This window comes from Tolypothrix campylonemoides VB511288_2 (assembly GCF_045999855.1).
Lineage (GTDB): Bacteria > Cyanobacteriota > Cyanobacteriia > Cyanobacteriales > Nostocaceae > Scytonema > Scytonema bouteillei_A.
Map to the genome: position 1 here is coordinate 835,831 of NZ_JBFPMW010000002.1, position 26,868 is coordinate 862,698.

Sequence of the window (26,868 nt, forward strand, 5' to 3'; positions counted from 1 at the left end):
TTTGGCTCCAGATTATGTTTTTCCTCATGAGTTTGACGATGTTCCTCTAAGGCGATCGCGGTTACTAACTGAATCTTCCTCTTAGCGATTTATTGAAGTTTAGCGATCGCCTCTCTCTCCACCAATACCTTTTTAGTCAGCAAATCCTTAACCGTTACCACCAAAACCCGTTGTTCGTTCACTTCAAATAACACTTCTATCCTGTCTACTCCCGTTTCCCCTGGTGGATCGAGATGCGCCACACACACTTGTTGGTGATGATTTTCCAAAGAACGATAGGTATCTTGCTTAACCAAATGCGTACTTGTCATTCGTCCGCTAGCATCATAAGTAACCTCCGCCTGTGATACCTCTGCGACTTCCCCTATATCCAGACGTATCTCTCGCTGTCCTTGTGTTGCAACTTGTAACGTCAAAGGTTGAGAACGTGCTCCCGGATAGCGCATCCCTTTTTCAATTAATGTCAGATAAGAATAAGTTTTGCTGTGAGGTTCCCAAAGCCGGATAGCATAGCTGTGACGCAAATAATCATCTACAGCCGCCATCTTGCTCAAAGCTAACGCACCGTGTGCTACCGCTTCAAATGGCTTGTCTAACTTCACCTTTTGTCGCCCAAAATAAGAAGTGACAAGTTGCTGTACTGCGGGAATTTGACAAGTACCGCCTACCAGCAACACCTGTTCGATAGACGATTTGTTAATTCCCTTAGTTAAAGCGATCGCAAGAACTTCATCCAAAGCTTGTCGCAACACCTCCAACAACTGTTCTGCTTCCAAAATCTCTGCTAACTCATCTCGGTTAAGCTGCAATTCATGGGACATAAAATTCTCATCATCAAACCAAGCTTCCTTAGCTTCATCAGCCGTCGATAGCCGAATTTTTAGTTTCTCCGCCACTTCCAGCAAATTTTGCCAACCAATTTCTCCTACCTCAGTTCTTGAAGAACCAATTTGCTTGAGATAATGCTCGACAATCCACGTATCAATATCAACACCACCAACAAAAGCATCAGACTTAGCGAGAACCTCAGCCCGTACTACTTGATGTTCGGAAGTAACACCTACAGTTCTCACAAGACTCAAATCGAGGGTTCCACCGCCAAAATCTACCACCAACACCACAGAACCAGGGCGTTGCACTGCATAACCAAGAGCAGCTGCGGTAGATTCATCCACAATTTGTACTTTAGGAATACTCAACTTGTCTGCAAAAGCGCGAAACCAATCGAGATAACGCTCAAAAGCTCCTACAGGAACCGTAAAAATAACATGGCTGGGTTGCAATTGTTCTTCAACCATCTGCCAAATGTTTCTCACAAACAGTTCCGAAACAGCTTCCGCACTGTAATTGTTACCATCCAACAAACGAGGAGGAGGAACAAAATCTGCAGCTAATTCGCGTTTAAAAGCTCGAAAATATCGCTCCGGTTGAACAAATCCCAAACGCTTAGCCCGTACTTGTTCGCCAAAAAGTATGCGATTTTCCCCTTCTACAAACACCAAACTTGGTACAACACTAACTTGCTCTCCCCCAACTTCAAACCGACGTGAAATTAAGTCAAACTTTAAAGTTCGTGGTGTTTGTGTAATTAAATCAGTTGTACATACAACTGTGTTACTCGTACCAAAATCAATTACTACGGTTGTCATTGGTTAGTTGTTTGTTAGTGGTTTGTTCGCTATTCTTCCTTGTCTCCCTTGTCTCTCTTGTCTCCCTTATCCCCACCCTCTACCTTCCTCCTACAGGCAAAGTGCGGCTGACTTTAGCCGGACAGAGAATGTCTTCTTTATTTCTGTAACCTACAAATCGGATGTAAACCATCTCGCCTTCCGTCATGTCAGACGCATCTGGCTGATGAATTTGAGGATTGTAAGAGACTTGTTCCCAAGGTTTGCCAATCTGTTCGTAATCCCATTCCTTCAACAAGTTCTCTAAAGGAGTAAACATCGAAAGAACATTTTTTGCTGGTAGTTCTGGTTTCACACTCACCATTTGGTAAATGCTGGGGTAGTTGGAGAGCAATGTTTGCAACTTTTCAAACGTGGCGGTACGAAACTCGTTTGTTAGTTCAGTCCGTTGCTGTTGCAATTCTTCATGCAGTCGCATTCCTTCCTGACGCAGTGCGTCTTTCTCTTTTGCAAGCGATTGCAACTGCTTCTGTAACTCCAAACATTCTTTACGCCGTGCTTCTAACTCTGGATGTGGTGGCAATACATCCAGTTTTTCTAGAAAATCATAGAAAGGTATTGACAGCGCTTTGGCAACTTGTGCTAGTTCGCTTAACTTTATGGAAGCCACCTGTCCATCCCTAAGTTGCCAAAGGGTAGTGCTGCTGATTTCTGCTTTCTGCTGCAAAGTTTGCCAGTTGGGAATACTTTCTTGCTTCATCAATCCCAAAAGGAAGGTATCTTGCGGGTTACCAGTAGCGTAAATGGCTTCAAAAAGAACGCGTAAGAATGCGATCGCACCCGTGAATACCACAAGACTCCCAAGCAGAATTATGATGATGTTAAAATCAACAAACATTCTCAACCACCTTTTTGCTCGATGGATTGGTTTTCTGTGGAGCTTAAGTTCTCTTCACCCTCGTAGTACTCAGGCAAAAGCTCTTGGTTTTCTATTTCTCCTAAAGCTTGTTCAATACCTGAAGTTGTTGTTGTACAGCTAGAACCGGAAGCATTCATAACTGTTTCCGTAATTTTACCATCTTTACCAATCCGATATTCCACTTTTTGATACTCAGCCATAGCAGTTTCTCCAAGTATAATTGAACTCTTTGGTGTCAAGAGAAAAAGGTATTCTTTTTCCTCTCACTCAACCCAATATCAGCAATAACCTAATTCTTTAACTTTCGCCAAGACTTTAGTGACACTCTTATCAAGAGTTTCACAATCTGTTTGACATTCAACTTCTGGATGGAGTGGTACTTCATATGGTTCATCAATACCAGTAAAATTTGTGATTTCTCCAGAGCGTACCTTTTTATATAAACCTTTTACATCCCGTTGCTCGCAGACGGCAAGAGGCGCATTGACATAGACTTCGATAAAATCTTTAATGGAATGTCGCATTGCATCTCTTTGAACGCGATATGGAGAGATAGTAGAGACTACCACAACTTCACCTTGAGACGTAAGAGTACGTGCAAGAGAACCAATACGCCGAATATTTTCCTGGCGATCGCTTCTGCTAAATCCCAGGTCCCTATATAGGGTTTGGCGCATCACATCACCATCAAGGGCTGTCACTCTGTAACCTTGGAATTGTAATTCCCGTGCTACAGCTTGACCAATAGTTGTTTTGCCTGCACCACTTAACCCAGTTAACCAGATTGTGAATCCTTGCTGTTTCTGTTGCATACTATACCACAATTTCTCTATCCCAATCAACAGGTATTCTTTCCAAAATGCTATTTCCAAACACTTTATCTAGTTGTAAATACTCTAAATGTACGTAACCAATATGACAGTGACAAGTTGTGTTGGTACAGGGTCGGTCATACAATGCTTCTTCAAACTTGGGGTCGTAAATGTTTCCAATTGGTTCTTTAATAAAGTGGCAGCGTCGTATAGTGCCATCACCATCAACAGAAATCACAGATTTTCCAGCACGACAAGCATAACCAAAGCTGGGGTAATGGTGAATATTTATCTGAAAAAGCGGGTCGATAGACTTGAAAAAATTCATGTCTTCTTTAGACAAATTGCCAAGTTCTCGCTTAACTGCATTAATCCACAAGTAGATGTGTTGTGGTAATTCATGACGTAGAGCAGCAATCTCATCTTTAAATTGAGGGAAACCAACAACACCCGTACTGAAACGGATACCCCGCTTATCAAGTTCCAGACACTTAGCGAGGAAGCGCTGGCGCGACACCCATTCTGGATGAAACGTTGTCCAGAGTGCAAGACGGTTCTTGTTGCATTCTTCCACCCAATCGAGTTGACACGAAAGATTCGTTTGAATTGCTGCCTTATGGACGTGAGGCATTTGTGTTAGTCTTATCAAAGCTTGTTGATACCACTGATGGATCAGCGCTTCACCCCAAGGCGTGAACAAAATTGAGAAATTGTGCTGTGAATGTTGGGCAATCCAATCTGTAAACCTTTCCAATTCTTGTTTATCAACAGCTAATTCTTTTGGTGACTGCTGTCGTTTAGCAAAGGGACAGTATTCGCAACCGTAGTTGCAACTAATTAAAGACCCGCGATAGAGAATAGTAAGATGCATTGATAACCTCACTTATGAGTTTAAAGGTATAATTTAAATTATTCAGCAACAGAACAATAGCGCCAGGTATACTGTTTTTGAGGGATAGCAATCGTTTCAATTTCTAAATCTTGTAATCGAGAAAGCATCGCACGAGTTAAACAATTGTTAGAAACGTTAAGAGTATCAAGTTGATTGACTGCTGGACAATTGAGCAAGGCTTCAGCACCTTCATCTCCTAAATTTCCCATAGAAAGGTCTAACTCTATCAGATGCTTAATAATTGGAGAATTCACTATTGCAAAGGCAATATCATCAGAATATTCGCTGTTACGCAGCCCTAGATACTTAAGTTTAGGAAACACTCCAGAAAGAATTGGCATTAAGTCAGAAATAGATGAACTTCCACCATAGTCATCTCTCCCCAACCATAATTCCAAATACTCCAGGGCTGGTAGTTCAAGGTTGCAAATTTGAGAAACTACTTCATGGCGCAATCCACCAGATTCTACAATGAGCGCTTTTAATTTATCATGTCGAAGTGGCTCGATTTCGAGTCCTCCGTTATAAGGTCCGCGATAGCGATCGCCGCGAATTTTCAAAACTTCTAAATTAGGATACGCTACAAAGATAAGACTGATATTACTCTGCTCTATTGAAGAAATCATGTCTTCCGAATCCTCAATATCACCAATAAATAAAGCTTTTAAGTTAGTGAGTTCTTCACAAGCATCAACCAGTGCATTGACAATAAAAAGGGAACTGTATTCTCCTGTCCCATTGAACCAATTGCCTACAACCAATGCTTCAACTTCGTTTGTACGAGAATCCTGTAGGAATATCTGTAGCTTATCTGTTATATTCATATCGGGTTGACGCCTGTGAACCCTTAAAGCGTATGCAGTTCCAATAGTGTCAGTTATACCTACTGATGGATCGAATTCTATAACTTTTCGGTTGGCAAATGAGGTTGCATGACTTGGTGGAAGACCGTTTAAGCGTTCAAAACTACTCCAAAATTTGTAATTGTATAGCGATAACTTGGCAGATGGTTCGTCTCTTTGCTGCAACAATTGTACTGCTGCGCGTCGTACCTTTCTAAACTTGGATTCTAAAGCCCCAATAATTAAATCTAACCCAGTTTCCCCATAATTCATTGCTTCCTGAAGTGCTGATACTCGTGCTTCAAGGATAGGACTCGATAAACGATTTTTAACACCTTCAATTCCACCCAAGATAGCCCCTTGTACTGGTGGTGGTGCTTTTCCTCCAAGTACTGCGTCAGATTCTTTAGGTTGATTCGATTCATTAATCATTACTTTTAAATTAAGGTTTTTGAATTCAATTTGTAGTTTACTTTAAATTGTAAGACTGAATTATTTGCTGATTAGCTATTAGCCATTAGCTATTAGCCATTAGCCATTAGCCATTAGCCATTAGCTAGTTTACTTCAAATTGTAAGACTGCATTAATTGCTGAACCCTTTGAGAAAATAACCAAGCGCCAATAGTATCTGAACGTTCAATTCCAACTTCCGTCAGGTGCAAGATTTGTTCATTCTGTGTCGCTAGATTAAGCGAGAAGAGTTGAGAAAGTTCTGGAAAATCCTCAAACATATCTGTACCAAATTGTTGATAGTAAGCGTCAAGATTAAAACCTTCATCGGAAAGTAGAGATAATAAAATGTAGCGTCGGCGGCGTTCTTCTTCATCTAGTTCAAAGCCATAGCGAACAAAATCAAAGGATTCATCAGGTGTTTCGATGAACGCTTGGAGAATATGACGAACTTCTTTCGCTCCTACAGCATACTCATTGGAGTAATGTAAGGTGTTTGTGTAAGAACGTGCGCCGCAACCCAGACCAACCATACCATCTGCTTGACAGCAGTATATGGGGCTATCGGGGGACAAGGGAGAGGAGGGGGAAGCTTTGAACATCCGCATGGAAACTTGAGTGTAACCAGAAGATAGGAGCAGCGATCGCCCTTCCCGATAACAAGCCAAACGGATATCATCCCATTCTTTATCGGAACACCCCAATCCTGTTAGGGGTCTTACATAGAGAGGATACAAGTAAATTTCTTCTGGTTGAAAGCGGAGAGCATGATGTATGGTTTGCAACCATGTATCAACAGTTTGTCCGGGTAATCCATATATAAGGTCAATGTTAATCGTGGGAAAGCCAACTTCTTGCATTCGAGTCAGGGCTGCTTCCACTTGAGCGGTGCTTTGGCGGCGGTGAATTGCCAGAACTTCTGATTCAATAAAACTTTGGACACCAATGCTAGCACGGTCAACTCCGCGATCGCGTAACAGTTTAAGTTTATCTTGAGTTGCTGTCTCTGGTGACATCTCTACGGAAACGGGAATATTTTGCAAACTTGCACCCATTGTTTCCTCAGCAACATTAAGAATTGCTTCGAGTTGGTGGATGGGTAACTGAGTTGGTGTACCGCCACCTAGTGCAAAACGAGCAAATGATGCTTCTCCTAATGCAGATCGGACTCTCTGTGCTTGTCGTTGAACCGTGCGGACGTATTGGGTAACAAAGTCCTCATTGTGAGTGACAGTGGTAAACAGGTTGCAGAACCCGCAACGCATTTCACAAAAGGGGATGTGGATGTAGAGAAACAGCGATCGCTTATCTTGTTGGGACCATACTTCGTTGAAGGGTAGAGGTGGGGTAAGAGGACGGTAGGCTGTTTTATGGGGGTACGAGTAGACGTAAGCTTGGTAGGGGGATTTTTCAAGCAGGGTTTTTAGATTTGGGGTTTGGGTTTTGGGATTTTGATTGAGTAGGTTTGTCATTGGTGCATTTAATAATTTATTTTTTTGAACCGCAGAGGACACAGAGGAAAGAGAGAATGGGGATTTTTGGTATTTAATTTAGGTAGTTATTTTGAGGAATGTGATGGATAAAAGTTATTAACCGCAAAGACGAGCCAGTGCATTGCGGAGAGCAGCGCCGTGCGGGGGTTCCCCCCGTTGAAGCATCTGGCGTCGCAAAGAGCACGAAGAAAAGAGGGAAGAGTGAATTTTACGAATGATTTAGGTTGTTGTGGGTAAGATGAACTCCGTGTAAGGAACTGTCCATACTAAAGGGTGACTCACGCGATGACCTGTATAACCATCCTCACCGTAGGTTGTTCCGTGATCTGAGCAGACAATACAGAAAGTGGAAGCACGTTGTTGGAATGCTTCCCAGAGTTTGCCTAATTGACTGTCAACATATTCCAAAGCAGCAGCGTGAGTTTCTAGGGTGTCTGTTTTAGCACCAGGAAGGTAAAAGTAGTTGGGTTGATGCAGGGCTGAGATATTGATAAAGAGAAATACGCGTTGGTTTTGAGGTGTGTTGGCTAAGATTTGTTGGGCAAGTGCTACTTGATTTTCTGTAGAGTTAGGGTTGGTGACTCCCAACTCTGGACTCCAGTGACTTTCAGCAAAGAGGGACGGAAAAACATTTCCCAAGCGGTTAAGTTTGTTGAAAAAGCCAACACCACCAATACAAATTGTATGATAGCCTTTTTCAGCAAATCCACTGATAATATTAGCTCCTTCTAAGACACACGTTTTTTCCGTGGTAGTCGTACTTCCCTCAAATCCCAAAGCAAAGAGCCTTGAATGTATCCCTGGTGTTGCTGGTGTGGGCAAAAAACCTGCAAAAAAGGCTTGATGGGAAGCATAGGTGAAGTTTCCTGGAGAATGGCGTTCTTCCCAACCTCCTTGAGGCATAACGGTTGCTAAATTCGGGGTGCGTCCTTGTGACATCAAGTTTTTAGCAACATCGTATCGTAGAGTATCTAAGGTGAGAAAGAGAATGTCGTGAGTCCCGACGATTTGATTCATGTTAAGCATGGGGTTGTTTTTGCTAGCATTGCTTTGATTTCACTGGTATACGTATCTATTCCATTGCATAAAATTCCCGGTAGTAAATCGCCAAAAGCATTGATTTCCAAAATGGCGCGATCGCGAAAGTTGGGAGCGATGAGTAAATCCACACCACAGTATAAGGTGTTGGGAAACAAGGCGGCTGCGGCTTCACAAGTTCGTTTCATGCTTTCCCAGTTCTCTTGTCCAACTGTGGCTAAAAATTCCTCAGTGTCACCTCGCTCATTTCCCAAATGCAAATTGGTCATGGGACTTTTGCCCAAACGCACAACGACGTGCTGTGCTTGACCGTTAATGACAACCACGCGTACATCGAATCCGCACCCTTGCAGGTGTGCCTTTGGTAACCATTCTTCGACCTGTACGCCCTCAGCTGTTAAGATGTTAATAATGTCACTAATTTCTTCTCTGCTTGTGTAGTGGCGAATTTTACGTGAGTTGTAAAGCAGGGTTTGACCTTCTTCTCGCACTCTTTCTACTGTAGTTATAGCGGATTCACCTCGTGCTGTAGCACGGTAAGCAACCACTCCAGAAGCAGCAGAGCCGTGGGCAAGTTTCACGAATACGCGATCGCACTCTTGCACCCGCATTTGTTCGCGCAGTTGTTCGTAGTTTTTAATTATTCCAAGCGATCGCGGTACTGGAATTCCGTAGCTGCTGAATCTTTCGTGACATCGGGGTTTATCGAACATTACGGCAATATCTTCGGGATGATTCATTGTTGGGCATTTGAGTTGCTTTTCCCATTGTTGCAATAGATACTGCCATCCTAGATACCACTGGCGGTGGTAAAGAATCAGCCCCTTGTCGAAGCTTAATTTTATTGCATCAGCAGGATGGATGCGTTGGTACTGACCGTCATCTAGTACATTTGCACCCGCAGCAATAATAGCTTTATCAACCTCAAAGTTTTTCTCAGGGGAATCAAACCGGATGATGGTGTTGGGTGCATCAAAACGTTCTAATGTTTCTCTGCCTGCGATCGCGTCTTCATAAGATACAACAGTTGCAGGTGGTAAACTGAAATACTCTAGCGCCTGTTGCAAGAAACCAACCCGACGATTTTCTGGATTTGCGATGATGACCAGTTCTAGCATATTCTCGCCTTTGGTTTATTCATACAGGACAGAGTACCGAGCACTTCCACATCCTAGGTCATATACCTCTACTTGTGGCTCTGCAACGACTCGACAATTCAGTTGAGATAATTGTGAAATTCCACTTGCAGACACGCAATTATAAGCAACGTTGACTGTGTGAAGACGATCGATTGCAGGGCAGTTGAGTAAAGCTTCTACTCCCTCATCGGTTAAGTCGCCCATTGATAGATCGAGCACTGATAGGCGATTGATGAGTGGTGACTGTGCAATATAGCTGACAAGTCCATCCGTATAACTACAACTACGCAGTCCTAAATAACTTAAATTAGGAAACAGTTCATCAAAAAGAATTGGAGCGAGATCGAGACGGTCACTTCTGCCAATCCACAACTCAAAATACTCCAGTGCAGGCAGTTGGAGGTCATAAATTTGGTCTAGGGCTGTATCACTCAGGTACAAAGTTTCGATAATGAGTGTCTTGAGATTGTGATGGTACGAACTACACTGTAAATCTCCACAGAAACCCCGAAGTTGCAGCACTTCCAGATTGGGGTACCCGTCTAAAATCAAACTGATATCACCTAACCCAAGGTAAGATTTCATATATCCTTGTGCTGAAGCGTCACCAATGAATAAAGCTCTCAGTTGAGTTAAATGCTGGCGAGCATCAAAGAGAGTCTCGACGAAAGCATAGAATTCGTCAGTAACTTTGTAATAAGAGCGCTCCCACATCTCGCAAATTAAAGCTTCAACCTTGCAAGCTTGGGGATCTTGCAAAAGTAACTTTAGCTGCTCGCAATTGACAACATACGCAGTTCCGCTTGGGTCGGTAATGCCAAAATCGGGGAAAGCCTCAATTTTCCAATCTTGGAACGTGGTAAAAAACAGACACGGGTCATGGTTAAGCAAAGCTTGCTTTCCTTTAACACCTCCATATTGCCGCAGCAACCGCGAAGCAAAACGTTGCACCTGTTCTGCGGTATCCTGCAAAGCATCAATTGCCACATCTAAACCTGCTTCTCCATAGTTGAGTGCTTCGGAAAGAGCTGCAATCCGTGCTTCTAGAGCTGGGTTTGTCAAACGGTGTTTTACCCCTTGGAGTCCTCCCAAAACAGCACTCTCAATTGGAGGAGGTGTTTGTCCGCCCAAAATGGCATCAAACTCTTTGGGTTGATTTTGATTGTCTGGCATTGCCCCCTCACTTGCCCACTACACTAAGGTTATGATTCCCATAACTTATGGTTTGTAACACACCTCTGGTCTAAGATTAATACTACGGTACTCTTCTAATAGTACAATTGTTCTAATTAGAAGTCAAAACCCCCGTTAAACGCTCGGCGATACGGCTTCAGATGTCTCGCTTGTTTATCGCTGTCCTCAAGTCATTAGGAATACCGAGTAGTCGTATCAAAAATAAAGGTGCGATATACGCAGCGCACTGCAGTGCCTGCTTTTACACTTTGAATTTACTCCCATACAGAATCATAGCGGTAGTCATCTTGAGGTTGGGCAATGACTCGACAACTCAACCGAGAAAACCGTTTCACAATTTTCCTTGATATGTAGTTACAGCAAATTCCGATGTTATGAGGTACAATAACAGCACTTAGTGAACCAATTTTTTAAATGTTGAGGATTCATCAAGTCGAGAGCAACAGAGATAACTTTATCAACCATTTCGGTTGTAGTTGGAGAAAAAGTACGTAAAAAAGATTTAAGTTGTGACCACCATAATTCAATGGGATTAAAATCAGGAGAATATGGAGATAAACACAAGACTTTTGCACCTACAGATTCAATCATTGGTTCGATTGATGCTAGTTTATGTGCCGGTAAATTATCCATAACTACTACTGCTCCCGGCCATAATTGAGGCAATAAGAACTTCTCAATAAATCCTTCAAAAGCTAGGCTATCCATTGAGTTATTTATTGTCATTAATGCCACAACTTTTTTAAGACTTATTGCTCCAATCACCGTAACTTTTGCTCCCCGGTAAAATGGCTTCATTTCATATACTCTTGTTCCCTTTTGTGAACGTGCATGCGTTCTTGCTAAACCCAGTATTACCCCTGTTTCATCTAAAAATACCAAGTTTTCTGGCTCTATCTCCTTGACTTTTTCCCAATATTCTACTCTGAGTTTTTGAACTCTTGGAGTTGCTGCTTGGCTACTCCGCAATGTTTTTTTTTGCGATTTAATCCTAATTTTTGTAAAGAACGACACATTGCCGTCTGACTCACCCAATTACCTGTCTTTGCCGCAAATAATTCACAGAATTCCACTATTGTTGCATCCGGATTCTCTGACACTAGTTCTCTTAACTCTAATTCCGCATTTGTCAGATGACTAAATCGTGGCTTACCCGGTTTTAATGGTTGTAAATTACCATGACTTTTTTGTTGCTTTACTAGCTTTTGTACTAAACTTTTGCTCACTGCAAATCTGAGTGCTACTTGACGAATCGAGATTTTTTCCTCAATATGCGCTGCCACTATTTTTTCTCGAATATCTACTGAATATGCTTTCATGACAGTATTATCTTTTGATTTTATTAATACTAACTGTACCTCATAACATCGGAAACTGCTGTATTACTAACATTGAGAGTGTGTAACCGATTGATTGCCGAACTTTTCAGTAAAGCTTCTGCGCCCTTATCACGTAAAGTCCCCTTAGAAAGGTCCAGCACCTTGAGGTGATTAACTATTGCAGAAGGTGCAATAGCATAGGCGATCTTATCGTCATATTGGCTACCACGCAGTCCTAAATACCTCAGTCTTGGAAATAATTTGCCAGAAAGAATCGGCATTAGGACATTAGTAGTATTTTTATTATCGTAACAATTGTTACCTAACCACAAATCAAGGTATTCTAATGCTGGTAGATTGAGACCGCTCAGTTGATCGATATCGTCCACCAAGTTACTTACGTCAAGAATCAGCGTCTTTAAGTTATCGTGCTTCACCTGCCTGAATTCCAAGCCTTTGCTGCCACATACGTGCAGTACTTCCAAATTGGGAAAAGCTTTCACAATAGGGCTAAGATTGCACAGTTTGAGTGAAAAACTCAGGTACTCAGGTTCGTAAAGAGCGCCGATAAATAGAGCTTTGAGACTGGTCAGTTGCTTGTAAGATGCACACAACTCATCAATAAAAAGGTCGGCGGAATGATTGCAATCCCACATCTGACAGATTAACGCTTCTATTTTGCAAGCTTGAGGATCTTGTAAAAGTAACTTCAACTGCTCAAAATTTACAACATATGCAGTCTCGCTTGGGTTGGTAATGCCAATATCAGGGTGAAAATTCTCAGTTTTCCAATCTTGAAATGTAGTGAAAAACAGGTATGGATCGTGGTTTAACAAAGCTTGCTTTCCTCGAACACCTCCGTTTTGCCGCAGCAACCGCGAAGCAAAACGTTGCACCTGTTCTGCGGTATCCTGCAAAGCATCAATTGCCACATCTAAACCTGCTTCTCCATAGTTGAGTGCTTCGGAAAGAGCTGCAATCCGTGCTTCTAGAGCTGGGTTTGTCAAACGGTGTTTTACCCCTTGGAGTCCTCCCAAAACAGCACTCTCAATTGGAGGAGGTGTTTGTCCGCCCAAAATGGCATCAAACTCTTTGGGTTGATTTTGATTGTCTGGCATTGCCCCCTCACTTCTGCATTACACTAAGGTTATGATTCCCATAACTTCATGTTCGTAACACACCTCTAGTCCAAGATTAATACTACGAAACGATATAATAGTACAATTGTTCTATAAAAAAGTCAAAACCCATTTATTCCGAGCGGACAGGATGTTGAAAATAGGTTATCAAGTCCTTGCGTAAATGTCTGTACAATGCTTATTTCACCCCATTTAATGATGGCTAAATCCGTCTAACGATAAGTTAGAGTGGTAAAATTATCGAACAATGCTTCACTTGTAACCGCATACGGTCAGAATAGGAGTCATAGTGGAATCAACGTTCTTGCTTCACAAGCCAGTCAGTTACGGAAGCTCCCTTGCCAACTATGTCTTCTTGACGATGCTTTTACTCCACATCATTGCAGGGGCGATCGCACCGATCTCCGCTATTGTGTCTTTCATAGCGCGAAAGGGCAGCAAATCGCACGTGCGCTCCGGACGCTTTTTTGCTTGGTCGATGGTCGTCGTGGCACTTACCGGTGTCGTGCTCGACGTGGTTCGACTCTGCTTTTTCGTGAAAGAGAACCATACAAAATACGCAGGTTATACCATGCCCAGCACCTATCCGGCACGCTTGGGCTTCCTGTTCGTGGGTCTCTGCATGCTCTACATTTTACGAGAGGTTACACCGCCACGTGTATTCCGTCGGCAGAGCGGTGGTCCGGCTGTCATGGTAGTACCTGCGCTGCTCGTCGCGACCGGGCTAGTACTCACAGTTATCATCACTTTGCGACTCAATCCGTGGACTGGTGCGCTGTGGATGATCTGGACTTTCATCCTCATTGTTGTCGTCGTTGCGCGAACAACCTCATCCCCCAATCATAACCGTGCGACGGCTGTGGCGCAACATCGCTTTGGCACTAGCTGCTTGGCAGCATTCAGTTGGTGGGGTGCGCTTCAGGGGTTTGGACCGGCTATCGGCATCGCGATCGCGGGCGACGATCCAACTACCAACGCATACCTGGGCAACCAGCCTGGTTCGTTTTCGCCAGCGTTTTTTCTCTTCCTCGTTGGCTGGGCACCGTTCTTTTTCCTTGCAGCACATTTAATCCGCCGCTTCACCAAGCTGCGTCACACCTAACAAGTCCTAACTGTCTTAATTATTTCTCGTCCCCTGTCTACCGTATATTTGCGGTTTGTAATGTAGCAATTTTACTTGAAAATGCCTAACACGAGCCCAATGACTGCGTTGCCTCACTCGTATAATACCCAGTAACGTGAGGCTCCAAGCCCTCTTTCAGCACTTCTTCCTGTCCATTCGCTATGATTCGACAATTCAGTTGAGATAACTCTTGAATCATATTTGCAGATACGCAGTTGTTAGAGATGTTAAGAGTGTGAAGTTGATTGGTTGCTCGAGAATTGAGCAATGCTTTTGCTCCTTTGTCTGTTAAATTCCCCATAGACAAGTCCAGTACTGCGAGGCGTTCAATTATTGGAGATTCCGCAACAGCACGAGCAAGTTCATCAGCATTTTTACTACTACGCAATCCTAAATAACTTAAGTGTGGAGAGGACTCATTAAAAAGAAAGGGAAGCAAACTATCAATTAATAAGTTTGATCTGTGTGAGGATTCGTAATATCGACCAAACCACAATTTTAAATACTCTAATGCTGGCAAATCATCTTTCCGACCTGCAACTTTGATAACAATAACTAACAATACATCGTCTTCTATTTCATAAACTACTCGATAACTTCCAATTTTAATTCGATAGGTATTTTCTTCGCCTTTCAACTTTTTCACCCCATTAGGCCGAGGTTCTGTGGCTAAAGCATCTATTTTTGGTTGTATACGGTCTTGCAAGTCTTGAGGTAATTTCTTAAACATCTTTCTTGCACTAGGAGAGAATTCAACTGTGTAAGTCATCAATTAAGCCACGTCTTGTTTTCTCTCTTCAGCAATTTCTTTTTTAATTTCTTCCCAAGAGAATGTACCGTGTAACCGGATCTCTTCTCTGGCTTCTTTAACAGATTTTAAATCTTCTTCATCTTCTTCATCTTCAATGTTTTGTAAGATTGCGAGTATTTCATCTAAGGTACAGTCAGAAGCTTGATTTAGCAGTACGTTGATAGCTTTGATTATTTCTTGTCTTTCATGTTCTGTTTTCATTATTTAATCTCCTTACTTTTTCTATATCCTCCTCTAGTTTTACCTAAGGGGTGTTCATTTGCATCAATGATACCCATAGCTTTCAGAGAATTAAATAAATAATTTTCTAACCAGCTATTAACCAGCATTGTGCGATCGCATTACAGACTACATTTGTATTTTCGTATGCAGTACAAATGTACTCATAATAATCAAAACCCTATTACCCCGATCGCATGATGTTAAGCTTTGCTTATCACTTACCTCAAGTAATTGGGAATACTAAGTAGTAGTGTCAAAAGTAAAGTACAATGCCAGAAAGTACGAATCGACCCAGAGTTGATGACGCTGTCCTTGGTGGTCAAGCAATATCCCCAGCCCCAGTTAATGGTGTTGTGTTAGGAGGATTGGAAGGTGTTAAAAGACGGTTTGCAAATCCAGAGGTCAAGCAAAAAATCGCTGCTCTAGAAGAGGCGCTGAAATATGGCGAAGCAGGTTTGAATTTAGTCATTCAGGCGTTGGAAGATAGATTATGGATGGTCAGGAACGCTGCTTATGTGCTACTTGTCTATCGAGAAGAGCCTGCAGTGAAACAGATACTTGAGGAATACACTCAAAAAAGCAGTAGGTATGACACTTTTGTCGCTATGGGACGTGCTGGAGGAGAGTCTGATGTCGATACATTAATGGAAAGTTTAGAGAATGACCTGAACAGCGCGACTTGTAAGCTTGTTGACTATACTCTCAGTTTGGTCAATACACCACACGGACAAAAACGAATTGAACATTACCTTTTCAACGGTACGCAAAGGCAGAGGAATTATGCAGCACTTTACTTTAAGCGACTTGGTGCTAAAGACATTTTAGCTTCTGCAGTAAAGCAGGGCTGTATTGACCGAGTACAAGCATTTTCTAAATAAAAGAGTTTGGCAGTTATCGATTGTAAACAAAGTCACTGCTGAGATAAATGCCCGTGCGATCGCCTGACTGAGTTTCGCCAATTATGTATAAAAGCATCTACAGTTTACTCTCTCACACAGCACTTCCCTTTATGGTTTGGTTAATGGGACTTCATCAGTTTCAGCACTAAAAGCTGCTACCAGTTCGGGGCTAGAGATGGCAATTGCACTTTCATGCCATTCATGGATGAGCGCGTCAATTATCTCCCATGCTATGGTTGAGGAATCTATCAACCGAAAAGTCTCACTTAGCTCCTTAATAAACTCTTGCAACTCATCTGAATCAAACACGCTCAACCATCCATAAGGATGTTCAAAGCCAATTTCTTTCCCTAGTAATAGAGAAAAAGCTACGGTTAATGCTTCAAAAACAGTTTTACTTTGAGTAGCTACCTTCACCAGAGAAGTTACTTCCTCCCGCCGCAGCAACGCAAAAGACCGATCGTTACGAGTAATTGTCACTGGACGTTCCAAAGCCTTGTCTAGAACTCGTCCAGGCTGACGATTTAACTCAGTGGCAGTAATTAGCTCATCTGAGTAAATATTGCCAAAATTCCCCAGAACCATAGGTTATGCGTTTTCAGCCTACGCTGATTTGCTCGTGCTAATAAGTTAATACGTAGAATGGTACGTACTATTTATTAATAGTCAATAGGAATAAACACTTTAGGTATTTAATACAAAAATATGAAATGAAATATAAATCCTTATTGGAGAAAGAAGTAGTGAGAGTAGAATTTCATCTCAATGGTGGTTACAGTAGGGTAATCTTTGAGCGTATACAGTTTTCTATAGAAATACTTACTAGTTTAATCCCGTCTCATCTTCGAGTAATAGGTTCTCGTTTTTTAGTCTCTTTATATGCTGTTCAACCTGACATAGATGATTCTATCGAAGTAGTGAGGAATGCTATTAAGTTATCTGTCCAACTTGAAGAATTAGAGACTGATAAATCAACCTAGTATTTTGTTCCTGTTTTTATTGCTGGTATGAGCAAAGGGATATCTAAAGCTTGTAGCTACCGAATAACCAGAACATTATTAAAGATCCTCTATCAAGATAAAGTTGTTTTATTTAAACTATTGCTGGTAACTAACGTTTCAAGCGTCGTTATCAATACTACTCTGATAAGAATTTTTGTGGTTTGGAATCGCCATGGAGAAACTCAACAAATGTCTGTAAATGTTGGGTTTCGTTCCTCAATCCAACCTACGTATTTTTGTAACATATCCCTTACTCCCATGCTGTATAATAGCGAGCGCTATCATCATCAAAGCGATAACTGTCATGGAACTGAGAATTAGCAATGACTTGACAATTGATATGAGACAATTGCTCAATTGCAATTGGACGCAAACAATTTTCAGAAACATTGAGAGTGTGTAAGTTCTCGATTGTAGGGCATTTGAGTAAATCTGTAACACCAGCAACGGTCAACTTGCCTTTTCCCAAATCTAGCACCTTTAAGCGTTTAATAATCTCCGAACAAGATATAGCTCTAGCAATTGCATTTGTATTTTCACTACCAATCAATCCTAAGTAAATCAAATTGGGACACGATTTACCTGACAGAAGAGGAGCTAAACTTTTAACTATTTTCTCCGTATCTCTTCTGCCCAGCCACAATTCAAGATATTCTAGAGATGGATACTCAAGCTGGCAAATTTCAGCCACGTGTTCGTCTGTTAAATCTGCTCCTTCAATAATCAATGTTTTTAATTCTGTGTGTGTTTTTTTAGAAACTACTGGAGAACCATCACGATTGCGAATTTGTAATAGTTCTTGCTTTTGTTTGTTTTTTAAAATTGGATTGCTAGCATGACCAAAGAATCCGCAAAGATGCAATACCTGCAAATGAGGAAAGGCTTTAAGAATTGGATTAATATTACTTAGACATATTTGGGAGTATCCTCGCTTCCATTGTTTGGAATCGCTTGGGTCTCCCATAAATAATGCTTTAAGATACGGTAACCTCTCGGGAGTAGCAACCAGGACGTTGACAAAATCTTGAAATTTCCCATATGAACCATTCTTCTCAATTTCACACACTAAAGCTTCTAAAGTGGTTATTTGCGGCTCTTGCAACAAATTTACAAGTTGTTTTGTTGTTCGCACTGCTGTGTATTGATTCCAACCCTCTAATGTTGTGAAAAACAACCAGGGATCGCAATCTATTAATATCTGCTTTTCCTTTTGGCTTCCTTTCTCCCGCAACAGTCGAGCCGCCGTAAGCCGCACTTGCTTTGATTCATCTTTCAGTGTTTCAATTATCAGGTTTATACCTGCTTCTCCATAATTGAATGCTTCGCCAAGAGCCGTAAGTCGTGCTTCTACAACTGTACTTTTCAAGCGACGCTTCACTCCTTCCATTCCTCCCAAAACAACATCTCCTATGGGAAGCGGGGCTCTGTCACCCAATACTACGTCAAATTTACTGGGTTGATTTTGATTGTCTGGTATCACCTTCTGACTCCTTGCCCTCAAGTTGAAATTCTCATAACCTAAGATTGGTTGCACATCTGACTTAGACATGCGATCCGTCAATCGCAGTTTTTGTAGTACAAATATACCATTAAAGGATACTACTCCGAAACAGAGCAGTAACGGGAACTAATGTAGTCGTCTTCGTCTTCTTCTTTTTGCTTGTTGGCGATCGCTTGAACTTCGATCTGAGACAAGCGTTCGATCGTTTCGTCTGAGAGAAAGTTTTCTGAGACATTGAGGATGTCGAGTTCATTCACAACCGGAGAGTTGAGTAATACTTCAGCCCCTTCATCACTCAAAGTCCCCATTGATAAATCAAGTACGCTGATGGAATTCATTAAAGGCGATCGCACAATCGCATGAACCATTTCATCAGAAAACTGGCTGTTGCGGAGTCCCAAGTAAGTCAAATTCGGGAACACTAAATCATCAAGAATAGGGCTCAAATTTTCAACCCAGCAATCTCCACCGTAGTCTTCACTACCAAACCACAGTTCAAGATGCTCTAGGGCTGGTAGTTTCAAGTTACAGATTTGAGCAACTGTTGTCCGACTTAACCCACCCGTTTCAACAATAAGTGCTCGTAAGCGATCGTGTCGTACAGGCGGGCAAAATTCTAAACCATCTCCGCCACGAACTTGCAATATCTCTAGCTGAGGATAAGCCCTTAAAATCGGGCTAATATCCGTTTGCTTAATCCAAGAAATTTCACATTCATCGGAGGGAATATCTCCAATGAAGACTGCTTTGAGATTGGGAAGCTGATTTTTTGCATTCACTAAAGCATTCACAATGCTGGGTGGACTTTCACTATATACTTCCTCACTCCACATTCCAAATACTAAAGCTTCCAATTGTTTTGCTTTGGGGTCTTCTAAAAGACTTGCGAGTTTTGCGATGGCATATTCTTCCGGATCGTAAGTCCATCGAATCGCATAAGCTGTACCAATGGGATCGGTGATGCCAACATTAGGGTCAAAATCCGCCACTTGACGATTGGCAAATCTCGTAGCGTGCATACCTTGATACCCCGGGTACTGAGCTAACCGTTCAACCAAATCCCATGGTGTATATTGTTGTAAAGCAAGCTTGACTTTTTGTTCTTCCCTTGGGCGCAATAGCCGATAAGCAAAACGCTGTACTTGCTTAGCTTCATCCTTCAAAGCCTGAATTACCACATCTAATCCAGCATCGCCATAATTCAGGGCTTCTTCAACCGCAGCCCTTCTAACGTCAACAACCGGATTCCACAAACGACGTTTAACGCCCTCGATTCCTCCTAAAACTGCTCCTTCTACTGGAGGTGGCGATTGTCCTCCGAGTACTGCATCATCTTTTTTGGGTTGCTTGTGATTATCGGGCATGACACTTTCTCACTTCTGTACTTCCTACAGAATTCCCACGATCGCAGGTAAGTTAACATATGCGATTCCTAAGTGTTTCTTGCTTGGCGTTGAAATACAATCATTTCAGTACCAACAACAGGGTTACGCGCTACTAACCTACCTTGAGAGTCGATAATTTCTAAATGGCTAAAATCCAAGTCCTTTGATCGCTGTAGTATATCAGCCGCGAGTTTGTCCTGTTGCGATTGTTTCAGATTGTACCATTCGTTACTAATTTTGACAGTCAGATTGCTGCTGCGGAAGTTAGCTTGAATGGACTGTATCAATCCTGAACCAAAGCGATCGCTAATCTCTGCAACCTGATTTTCGATAGCTGCAATCAAAGTTTGTTCTGGAGTTAATACTATCTCTGGTGTTAGAGTGGGAGTAGGTTCTGGTAATGGGCTTTCCTCAACCTGTGGGGGAACTTCTCCCGTCACTGGTGGAGGTGTTTCTTCTGCTTGTGGTGTTGGAATTTCCTCAGGTTGTGTAAGTGGAACTTCTCCTGTAACTGGTGGAGGTACTTCTTCTGCTTGTGGTGTTGGAATTTCCTCAGGTTGTGTAAGTGGAACCTCCTCTGCAACTGGTGGAGTTGTTATTGTTACAGGAGGTGTTTCTTGAGTTGGTGGAACAGTAGCTACCTCAGTAGGTTTACCAGAGAGGAGAGAGGAAGTTGTCCAGAAGCCAATGACAGCAATCCCAGCAATAATTCCCGTTAAAGCTGTATCTGATAGCTTAGTTGATAAATTTTCTGGCAAGAACGAGCGAATTTTTCCTAAAACAGCACCCCACCCTTGTGAAGATGCTCCACCTCTCGTCTCTACAGCCCCAGCGGGAGATTCAGCCTCCAGTCTGTTCGCTGTTGCTTCTAAAATTCCAATCGTTCCTCTCAGAATTCTGATAATAAAAGATTTCCAAGCGGATTGAACTCTTATGTCCGGCTGAGTGACTTGCTCAACCCTTTGCTGGGACTGGCTCCCCTTTGGTTCGGGAGAAGAAGGTGGTTGTGGATTTGGATTGTCTTGTGACATAAAACTTCAATTAAAGCCACCGCTCAAGGTTGCTACCTCCTCAGCTAATTTAACACTGCTTTGCGTCTGAATATTCTCTCCGCGTCATAGTTAGGGTCATGGTTAGTTTTAGATCGACAATTTCAGTAAAACATCACACAGATAACAACATGTAAATTTTTTTGCTTGTAGTTGCACTTTAGGGAATAGAGCGCAAGAACAAACCAGGAAATTAGTTTTTTTGAAAATAATAATAATTCTTTATAGAACTGATGTTCTAAAGGTATAAACTGTTGAATGCATTGTAAATCAGACAGATAAACTCAGCAAAATGCCTTATGCGTCGAGATTCGATCTTTTACAAACTATTTCAGCAATCCCCAACTTTACTCTTTGAACTATTGACAGATCCTCCAAAAAATGCTGACTCATATCAATTTGATTCCGTTGCTGTCAAAGAACCGAAATTTGAAATTGATGGCGTCTTTCTACCACCAGAAGATAGAGGTGCAGGAGTGGTCTATTTTTGCGAGGTGCAATTTCAAAAAAATGAACGACTTTACGAAAGGCTCTGTGCGGAATCTTCACTCTATTTCTACCGCAACCGTGACAGATTTAGCGATTGGCAAGCGGTGATAATTTATCCGTCACGCAGTACCGAACAAAGCGATAGTCACCCTTACCGCGCATTGCTCAACAGCGACCAAGTACATCGGGTATATTTAAATGAGTTGGGGGATATTCGTCAATTACCTTCATGGGTAGCTCTGATGGTACTCACTACCTTAGAGGATGAACAAGCCATTGAAGAAGCAAGATATCTGTTAACCAGAACCCGTCAAGAACAATCTCAACCATCAAATCGCGCCATAATAGAGATGGTGACAACAATTATGGTGTATAAATTTGAACAATTAAGCCGAACAGAGGTAGAGTCCATGCTAGGAATAACACTAAAGGAAACTCGAGTTTATCGAGAAATCAAGGAAGAAGGAAGAGAAGAAGGAAGAGAAGAAGGAAGGCAAGAAGGAAGAGAAGAAGGAAGAGAAGAAGCAACAGTCAACCTCGTTGTCCGACTGTTGAACAAGCGCTTTGGAGAAATTTCTGAGGAATTGCGACAACGAATTTCCAATTTACCCCTACCCGTTGTGGAAAATTTAAGTGAAGCACTTTTAGAGTTTACAAGTGTGGCTGATTTACAAGCTTGGTTAGAAGCTCGATAAATTAGACCATCACTAAAGATGCGATCGCTTGAGAGTGTTGAGGTCTAAATGACTGACAGCACTAGTAAGTTTGAACAATTAAGCCGAACAGAGGTAGAGTCCATGCTAGGAATAACACTACAGGAAACGCGAGTTTATCGAGAAATCAAGGAGGAGGGAAGAGAAGAAGGAAGAGAAGAAGCAACAGTCAACCTCGTTGTCCGACTGTTGAACAAGCGCTTTGGAGAAATTTCTGAGGAATTGCGACAACGAATTTCCAATTTACCCCTACCCGTTGTGGAAAATTTAAGTGAAGCACTTTTAGAGTTTACAAGTGTGGCTGATTTACAAGCTTGGTTGGAAGCTCGATAAATTTTCTAGGGAAAGACTAGGTTATGGTAGTCCATGAAATTCTTCTTGGACTTAAATTCTAATGCGTTTTCGGCAGTTTTTTCCGCAAATCTTTTTTGGAATTGCTTTGGGGCTGTGCCTTTCTTTAGGATTGCATAGTTGCCAATCGGTTAGATCGCCACAAATACCCGTCGCAGTACAACAACCGCAAGAAACTACTGTTTCCCAAACTCAACCTCAAACAGTTTTACAGTCATCTTTACCTCCAGAAACATCTGCCATTGTCAAGAGTGCTAGATCGGAGGGTTTGTTCAATCCGAAGCGCGGTGATGTGCGTTTGTTAGTTATTAGCGACCTCAATAGCGCTTATGGTTCCACTGACTACGATCGCGAAGTAGATAAAGGTATGGCGTTGATTCCCTTTTGGCAACCAGATCTTGTTCTATGTGGTGGAGACATGGTCGCCGGACAAAAAGCAACCCTATCAGAAAAGCAAATTCGGGCAATGTGGGCTGCTTTTGATCAACATATTACAGCCCCTTTACGTCGTGCCAAGCTTCCTTTTGGTTTTACCATTGGAAATCATGATGCTTCAAGCTCCTTAGGAGCCAAAGGTAATTTTATCTACCAAAAAGAGAGAGATTTAGCAACAGAGTACTGGAACAATCCCATACACGATCCAGGTGTTCAATTTGTTGACCGTTTTGAATTTCCTTTTTACTACACTTTTGAGTACAAAGATATTTTTTTCCTAGTGTGGGATGGTTCCTCTAGCCGCATACCAACAGAGAAGTTGGAATGGGTAGAAAAAACTCTTGCGAGTTCCAAAGCACAAGCGGCAAAAATGCGAGTTTTACTCGGTCATTTGCCTTTATATGGAATTGCAGTTGGTCGTAACAATCCCGGAAATGTGATGGATAATGCAGATCGACTGCGGGCAATGCTAGAACGCTACAAGGTACATACCTATATTAGCGGCCATCAACACGCTTACTATCCCGGACACCGTGGTAATTTACAGCTACTGCACTTGGGGCTTCTTGGTTCTGGACCTCGATCGTTAATTGACACGAGTCCCCGTCTTTTGAAATCTTTAACCGTACTAGATATTAACTTTAATTCGCCAGAATTAACTACTTATACAACTTATGACATTCAAACACTAAAAGTTATTCAATCCGAGCAATTACCACGCTTTTTGGCAGGTCATAATGGTATCGTTTTACGCCGAGATGTGGAATGGAATAAGTTAACATCTGAGGAGAAATCTTTTTGTATCAATCGTTTAAGTAGTAACCTGTGCAGCGCATAAGTTTTTTTCCGGGCAAATCTTATGTTTGTTGAAACGTATATTGTCATTTGTCATTGGTCATTTGTCTACTAACCACTAATCATGAAACTCAAACGCCGTCAATTTCTCTTTTTTGGTAGTTTAAGTACCCTTAGTGCAGGTATTTTCAGTTTTTTAAGGAGTAAAAATAGCAATTATACTTATACTGCTGCTGTGGCAAATACAGTAGTTGCGGCTAAACCAAAAACAAAAGATTTGTTGCTTCGTTTTGTTTCTGTTGCAGATACAGGAACTGGAGATAGCGGTCAGTATTCTGTAGCTCGGGCAATGACTAAATATCACGGCCAAAACCCCTACGATCTCATTCTACTTGCTGGAGATAACATATATACCAACGGCGAAATCGAAAAAATTAATGAAGTTTTTGAGCGTCCCTATGCCTCTTTGCTTCAAAAAGGCGTGAAATTTCAAGCTGTTTTGGGAAATCACGATATTCGCACGGATAATGGCTATCCCCAAATGAAATATGTTAACTTTAATATGTTGGGTCGCTTCTACACGTTTCGTCGCGAGCGCATACAATTTTTTGCTTTAGATACTAACAACAATGCCGATTGGAAAAATCAGCTAGTATGGTTGGAAAATGAATTAAGCATCTCGAACGCGCCTTGGAAAATTGTATACGGTCATCATCCGATTTATGCATCGGGTGTTTATGGTAGTAATCCAGATTTTATTAAAATATTTACACCACTGTTTCAAAAATACGGAGTCCAACTCTATATTAACGGTCACGAACACCATTATGAAAGAACAAAATCTATTAATGGAACAACTTACTTAATTTGTGGTGGGGGTGCGGGAACCCGTCCTGTAGACCATTCAGAATGGACGGATTATTCTGCATCAAAGCTGAGTTTTGCAGCGTATGAAGTTTATCCAGATAGAATAGAAATCAGTGGTATCGACACCGATAACCGCATTTTTGATAAAGGTATTATTTCACTTAAATCTACTTAATGCTATGAAAGTCAAACACCTAAAAATGTCCTCTTTCCGTGGGATCGGTGATTTAACGTTGGATTTTTGTGGAACGGGTCCAACTGTACTTATCGGTGTCAATGGTGTAGGAAAATCCAGTATCCTTGATTGTCTGGCTATCCTTTTGTCTCAAATGACAGGAAGAATTCAAGATTCTATAGAATTTATGCGTTCTTTAAGCGAACAAGACATAAGTAATGGCAGTCAAGAAACCCAGATTGAAATTACAATTTCTCTAAATGAAGGACAAGATTTAACTTGGTCTTTAAGTGAGATTAAAGCACAAGATCTATCTCCTGAAAGTTCAGCAGCCAGGAGATTGGAAGAAATCAAAGCTTTACTAGATACAAGAGAACAACCTTTACAAAAGCGTGCGGGACAGAAAAGTTTAAAACTGGCTTTAGAATCTTTGTTAGAAGACTTTAACCAAATAGAAGATCGGGGGACAAGCGAAGACTTTCTAGAAGATTTAGAAAAAGCAGTTCATGAAATCAGAAATAAGTTGTTAGCAAAGGAAAATGCTAACATACCCTTAGCAATTTACTATCCAGTGAATCGTGCTGTTCTTGATATGCCTTTAGAAATAGCTGAATCATTTTCGTTTCAGCCAACAAATGCTTACGACCAAGCATTAACTGGTGGCAGAATTGATTTCAAAGGCTTTTTTGAATGGTTCCGAAATCGCGAAGATTTAGAAAATGAATTGCGCCGGGATATTTCCGATCGCACAGACAAACAGTTAGAAGCAGTGAGAAATGCAGTTTCCTCAATGCAACCAGATTTTTCTGACTTGCGTGTAGGGCGTTCTCCCTTGCGAATGACTGTCAAAAAACAAGGTAGAGAATTCATCGTCAGTCAATTATCTGATGGCGAAAAATGCTTGCTAGCCTTAGTGGGAGATTTAGCAAGGCGGTTGGCAATAGCCAATCCAAGTTTAGACAATCCACTGCAAGGGAAGGGTGTGGTTTTAGTTGATGAAATTGAACTCCACTTGCATCCAAAATGGCAACGGGAAATTATTCCTGCTTTAACCAGAACATTTCCCAATTGTCAATTTATTATCACAACCCACTCCCCACAAGTTGTCAGTCACGTGCAAGCTGATAATATCTTTCTTTTAGAAACAACACCTGATGGTATTATTGCCCAACAGCCAGAAAGTTCTTTTGGCAGAGATAGCAATACCATTTTAGAAGACATCATGGGTGTTGCTGAAAGACCTCAACAAATTAAAGATGCTCTGGTGCATCTCTTTAGATTAATCGATCGAGGGAATCTCGATAGTGCCAAACAACTGCGCCAAAATTTGGCAGATGAAATTGGAGAAGACGATCCGGAATTTGTACGAGCCGATGTACTGATCCGCCGCAAGGAAATTCTAAACAGATGAAACACATCCAAAAAAGCCGAGAACCAGATAGCTTAACGAAATGGAAGCAAAAGCTTGGGAGCCGAATACCTGACTGGAAATCTTTCTCTAAAGGAGTGAAAGATGATGTGTATTTCTCTCTTTTGCAAGAGCAAGGTTATATTTGTTGCTACTGTGGTAGACCCATTTCTAGAAAGCAATGCCACATCGAACACTATAGACCCAAAAGTGTATACAAACATCTCACATTTGAATACACAAATCTTATAGCTTCGTGTCAGGGAGAAGATGAAGACAGACCTCGCGTACCAGTTCATTGCGGACACAAAAAGCAGGCTTGGTTTGACGAGGAACTGATGATTTCTCCTTTAGATCCAAACTGTCCGGATTACTTTAAGTACTCTGGATTTGGAGAAATTCTGCCGACAGACGATCCACAAAAGCAAACGTCTGCTAAAACAACCATTCAAAAACTGGCACTTGACATTAATAAGTTAAGAAAGTTGAGACGTGCAGCCATTGATGCAGCCCTGCAAGCCACCGATGGCTTAACAGGGGAAGAAATACAATTGCTGGTTCAAGCTTACGATCGGCAAGATTCGAGCGGACGGTTTACACCCTTTTCTGCAGCAATTACGTATATACTCAAGCAGTATTTTTGAGCTTAACAACAAGGCAGTGAAAAGGGAAAATTGGAATTAAGTTCCCCCCTTTTTTAAGCTACGGTGGTGTACACATCTTTAGAGATCTCCCTAAAACTCCCGATAAATTGGGGGACTTGAAAAATTTTCCCCCC

At 41.7% G+C, this 26,868-nt stretch carries 26 protein-coding genes and 1 pseudogene; 8 read left to right on the top strand and 19 right to left on the bottom strand.

Going from position 1 to position 26,868, the window contains the following annotated elements; translation table 11 throughout:
• Positions 1–89 precede the first annotated feature (89 nt).
• The 13 genes from AB0756_RS08025 to AB0756_RS08085 all read right to left on the bottom strand — a co-directional run bounded on the left by AB0756_RS08025 (position 90) and on the right by AB0756_RS08085 (position 12,845).
• Positions 90–1,649, bottom strand: a complete 1,560-nt coding sequence (locus AB0756_RS08025) for an Hsp70 family protein (RefSeq protein ID WP_038077893.1) — start codon at positions 1,647–1,649, stop codon at positions 90–92.
• A 79-nt stretch (positions 1,650–1,728) separates the two neighbouring features.
• Positions 1,729–2,526, bottom strand: coding sequence for a helix-turn-helix domain-containing protein (locus AB0756_RS08030; RefSeq protein WP_137986477.1), 798 nt, complete (start codon positions 2,524–2,526; stop codon positions 1,729–1,731).
• Positions 2,527–2,528: 2 nt separating this feature from the next.
• Positions 2,529–2,747: a DUF2997 domain-containing protein gene (locus AB0756_RS08035; protein WP_038077890.1), complete on the bottom strand. Its 219-nt coding sequence runs from the start codon at positions 2,745–2,747 to the stop codon at positions 2,529–2,531.
• A 78-nt stretch (positions 2,748–2,825) separates the two neighbouring features.
• Positions 2,826–3,359 (bottom strand): adenylyl-sulfate kinase, encoded by a 534-nt coding sequence (cysC, locus tag AB0756_RS08040; RefSeq protein ID WP_038077888.1) that lies wholly within the window; start codon positions 3,357–3,359, stop codon positions 2,826–2,828.
• Between the two features lies 1 nt (position 3,360).
• Positions 3,361–4,230 carry an STM4011 family radical SAM protein gene (locus AB0756_RS08045; protein WP_038077886.1) on the bottom strand — a complete coding sequence of 290 codons (870 nt, stop codon included), beginning with the start codon at positions 4,228–4,230 and terminating at the stop codon, positions 3,361–3,363.
• Positions 4,231–4,268: 38 nt separating this feature from the next.
• Positions 4,269–5,525: a hypothetical protein gene (locus tag AB0756_RS08050; RefSeq protein ID WP_050046412.1), complete on the bottom strand. Its 1,257-nt coding sequence runs from the start codon at positions 5,523–5,525 to the stop codon at positions 4,269–4,271.
• A gap of 129 nt (positions 5,526–5,654) precedes the next feature.
• On the bottom strand, positions 5,655–7,016 hold the full coding sequence (locus tag AB0756_RS08055; protein WP_050046464.1) for an STM4012 family radical SAM protein: 1,362 nt from the start codon (positions 7,014–7,016) through the stop codon (positions 5,655–5,657).
• Between the two features lie 240 nt (positions 7,017–7,256).
• Positions 7,257–8,054: an STM4013/SEN3800 family hydrolase gene (locus AB0756_RS08060; RefSeq protein WP_237265833.1), complete on the bottom strand. Its 798-nt coding sequence runs from the start codon at positions 8,052–8,054 to the stop codon at positions 7,257–7,259.
• A complete protein-coding gene (locus tag AB0756_RS08065) occupies positions 8,051–9,193 on the bottom strand; it encodes an STM4014 family protein (protein ID WP_038077881.1) in 1,143 nt (380 codons plus the stop codon). Before AB0756_RS08065 ends, AB0756_RS08060 begins: the two co-directional genes overlap by 4 nt.
• A gap of 15 nt (positions 9,194–9,208) precedes the next feature.
• Positions 9,209–10,387: a HEAT repeat domain-containing protein gene (locus AB0756_RS08070; protein ID WP_408103987.1), complete on the bottom strand. Its 1,179-nt coding sequence runs from the start codon at positions 10,385–10,387 to the stop codon at positions 9,209–9,211.
• Between the two features lie 393 nt (positions 10,388–10,780).
• Positions 10,781–11,377 (bottom strand): IS630 family transposase, encoded by a 597-nt coding sequence (locus tag AB0756_RS08075; RefSeq protein WP_202048575.1) that lies wholly within the window; start codon positions 11,375–11,377, stop codon positions 10,781–10,783.
• Complete coding sequence (locus tag AB0756_RS08080; RefSeq protein ID WP_038092057.1) at positions 11,329–11,727, bottom strand: helix-turn-helix domain-containing protein; 399 nt, start codon at positions 11,725–11,727, stop codon at positions 11,329–11,331. Before AB0756_RS08080 ends, AB0756_RS08075 begins: the two co-directional genes overlap by 49 nt.
• 29 nt (positions 11,728–11,756) lie before the next feature.
• Positions 11,757–12,845 (bottom strand): leucine-rich repeat domain-containing protein, encoded by a 1,089-nt coding sequence (locus AB0756_RS08085; protein ID WP_167844625.1) that lies wholly within the window; start codon positions 12,843–12,845, stop codon positions 11,757–11,759.
• A gap of 310 nt (positions 12,846–13,155) precedes the next feature.
• On the opposite strand from AB0756_RS08085, the gene AB0756_RS08090 reads away from it, so the two are divergent.
• Positions 13,156–13,968 carry a hypothetical protein gene (locus AB0756_RS08090; RefSeq protein ID WP_038081354.1) on the top strand — a complete coding sequence of 271 codons (813 nt, stop codon included), beginning with the start codon at positions 13,156–13,158 and terminating at the stop codon, positions 13,966–13,968.
• Between the two features lie 85 nt (positions 13,969–14,053).
• Here the strand turns inward: AB0756_RS08090 and AB0756_RS08095 are convergent, their stop codons facing one another.
• Entirely contained in the window at positions 14,054–14,758 is a 705-nt protein-coding gene (locus tag AB0756_RS08095; RefSeq protein WP_167844624.1) for a type II toxin-antitoxin system RelE family toxin, read from the bottom strand.
• 3 nt (positions 14,759–14,761) lie between these two features.
• Complete coding sequence (locus AB0756_RS08100; protein WP_038081356.1) at positions 14,762–15,001, bottom strand: hypothetical protein; 240 nt, start codon at positions 14,999–15,001, stop codon at positions 14,762–14,764.
• Positions 15,002–15,291: 290 nt separating this feature from the next.
• On the opposite strand from AB0756_RS08100, the gene AB0756_RS08105 reads away from it, so the two are divergent.
• Positions 15,292–15,900, top strand: a complete 609-nt coding sequence (locus AB0756_RS08105; RefSeq protein WP_038081359.1) for a hypothetical protein — start codon at positions 15,292–15,294, stop codon at positions 15,898–15,900.
• Between the two features lie 129 nt (positions 15,901–16,029).
• Here the strand turns inward: AB0756_RS08105 and AB0756_RS08110 are convergent, their stop codons facing one another.
• The 4 genes from AB0756_RS08110 to AB0756_RS08125 form a co-directional block, all read right to left on the bottom strand.
• On the bottom strand, positions 16,030–16,506 hold the full coding sequence (locus AB0756_RS08110) for a hypothetical protein (RefSeq protein ID WP_038081361.1): 477 nt from the start codon (positions 16,504–16,506) through the stop codon (positions 16,030–16,032).
• A 666-nt stretch (positions 16,507–17,172) separates the two neighbouring features.
• The gene (locus AB0756_RS08115; protein ID WP_038081365.1) at positions 17,173–18,471 is read right to left on the bottom strand and encodes a HEAT repeat domain-containing protein; all 1,299 of its coding nucleotides are present in this window, start codon (positions 18,469–18,471) and stop codon (positions 17,173–17,175) included.
• Between the two features lie 50 nt (positions 18,472–18,521).
• Positions 18,522–19,787: an STM4015 family protein gene (locus AB0756_RS08120; protein ID WP_038081367.1), complete on the bottom strand. Its 1,266-nt coding sequence runs from the start codon at positions 19,785–19,787 to the stop codon at positions 18,522–18,524.
• A 68-nt stretch (positions 19,788–19,855) separates the two neighbouring features.
• Positions 19,856–20,839 carry a hypothetical protein gene (locus AB0756_RS08125; protein WP_038081369.1) on the bottom strand — a complete coding sequence of 328 codons (984 nt, stop codon included), beginning with the start codon at positions 20,837–20,839 and terminating at the stop codon, positions 19,856–19,858.
• 317 nt (positions 20,840–21,156) lie between these two features.
• Here AB0756_RS08125 and AB0756_RS08130 point away from each other — a divergent pair, with 317 nt between their 5' ends.
• The 6 genes and pseudogenes from AB0756_RS08130 (at position 21,157) to AB0756_RS08155 (ending at position 26,734) form a co-directional block, all read left to right on the top strand.
• Entirely contained in the window at positions 21,157–22,041 is an 885-nt protein-coding gene (locus AB0756_RS08130) for an Rpn family recombination-promoting nuclease/putative transposase (RefSeq protein WP_038081371.1), read from the top strand.
• A 66-nt stretch (positions 22,042–22,107) separates the two neighbouring features.
• A pseudogene (locus tag AB0756_RS08135) lies at positions 22,108–22,392 on the top strand (DUF4351 domain-containing protein); the annotation flags it as partial.
• A 61-nt stretch (positions 22,393–22,453) separates the two neighbouring features.
• Positions 22,454–23,683 carry a metallophosphoesterase family protein gene (locus AB0756_RS08140; RefSeq protein ID WP_038081374.1) on the top strand — a complete coding sequence of 410 codons (1,230 nt, stop codon included), beginning with the start codon at positions 22,454–22,456 and terminating at the stop codon, positions 23,681–23,683.
• Positions 23,684–23,764: 81 nt separating this feature from the next.
• On the top strand, positions 23,765–24,682 hold the full coding sequence (locus tag AB0756_RS08145) for a metallophosphoesterase family protein (protein WP_038081376.1): 918 nt from the start codon (positions 23,765–23,767) through the stop codon (positions 24,680–24,682).
• A gap of 4 nt (positions 24,683–24,686) precedes the next feature.
• Positions 24,687–26,093, top strand: a complete 1,407-nt coding sequence (locus AB0756_RS08150; protein ID WP_038081378.1) for an AAA family ATPase — start codon at positions 24,687–24,689, stop codon at positions 26,091–26,093.
• Positions 26,090–26,734: a retron system putative HNH endonuclease gene (locus tag AB0756_RS08155; RefSeq protein WP_038081382.1), complete on the top strand. Its 645-nt coding sequence runs from the start codon at positions 26,090–26,092 to the stop codon at positions 26,732–26,734. The genes AB0756_RS08150 and AB0756_RS08155 overlap by 4 nt, the downstream gene beginning before the upstream one ends.
• Positions 26,735–26,868: the final 134 nt, after the last annotated feature.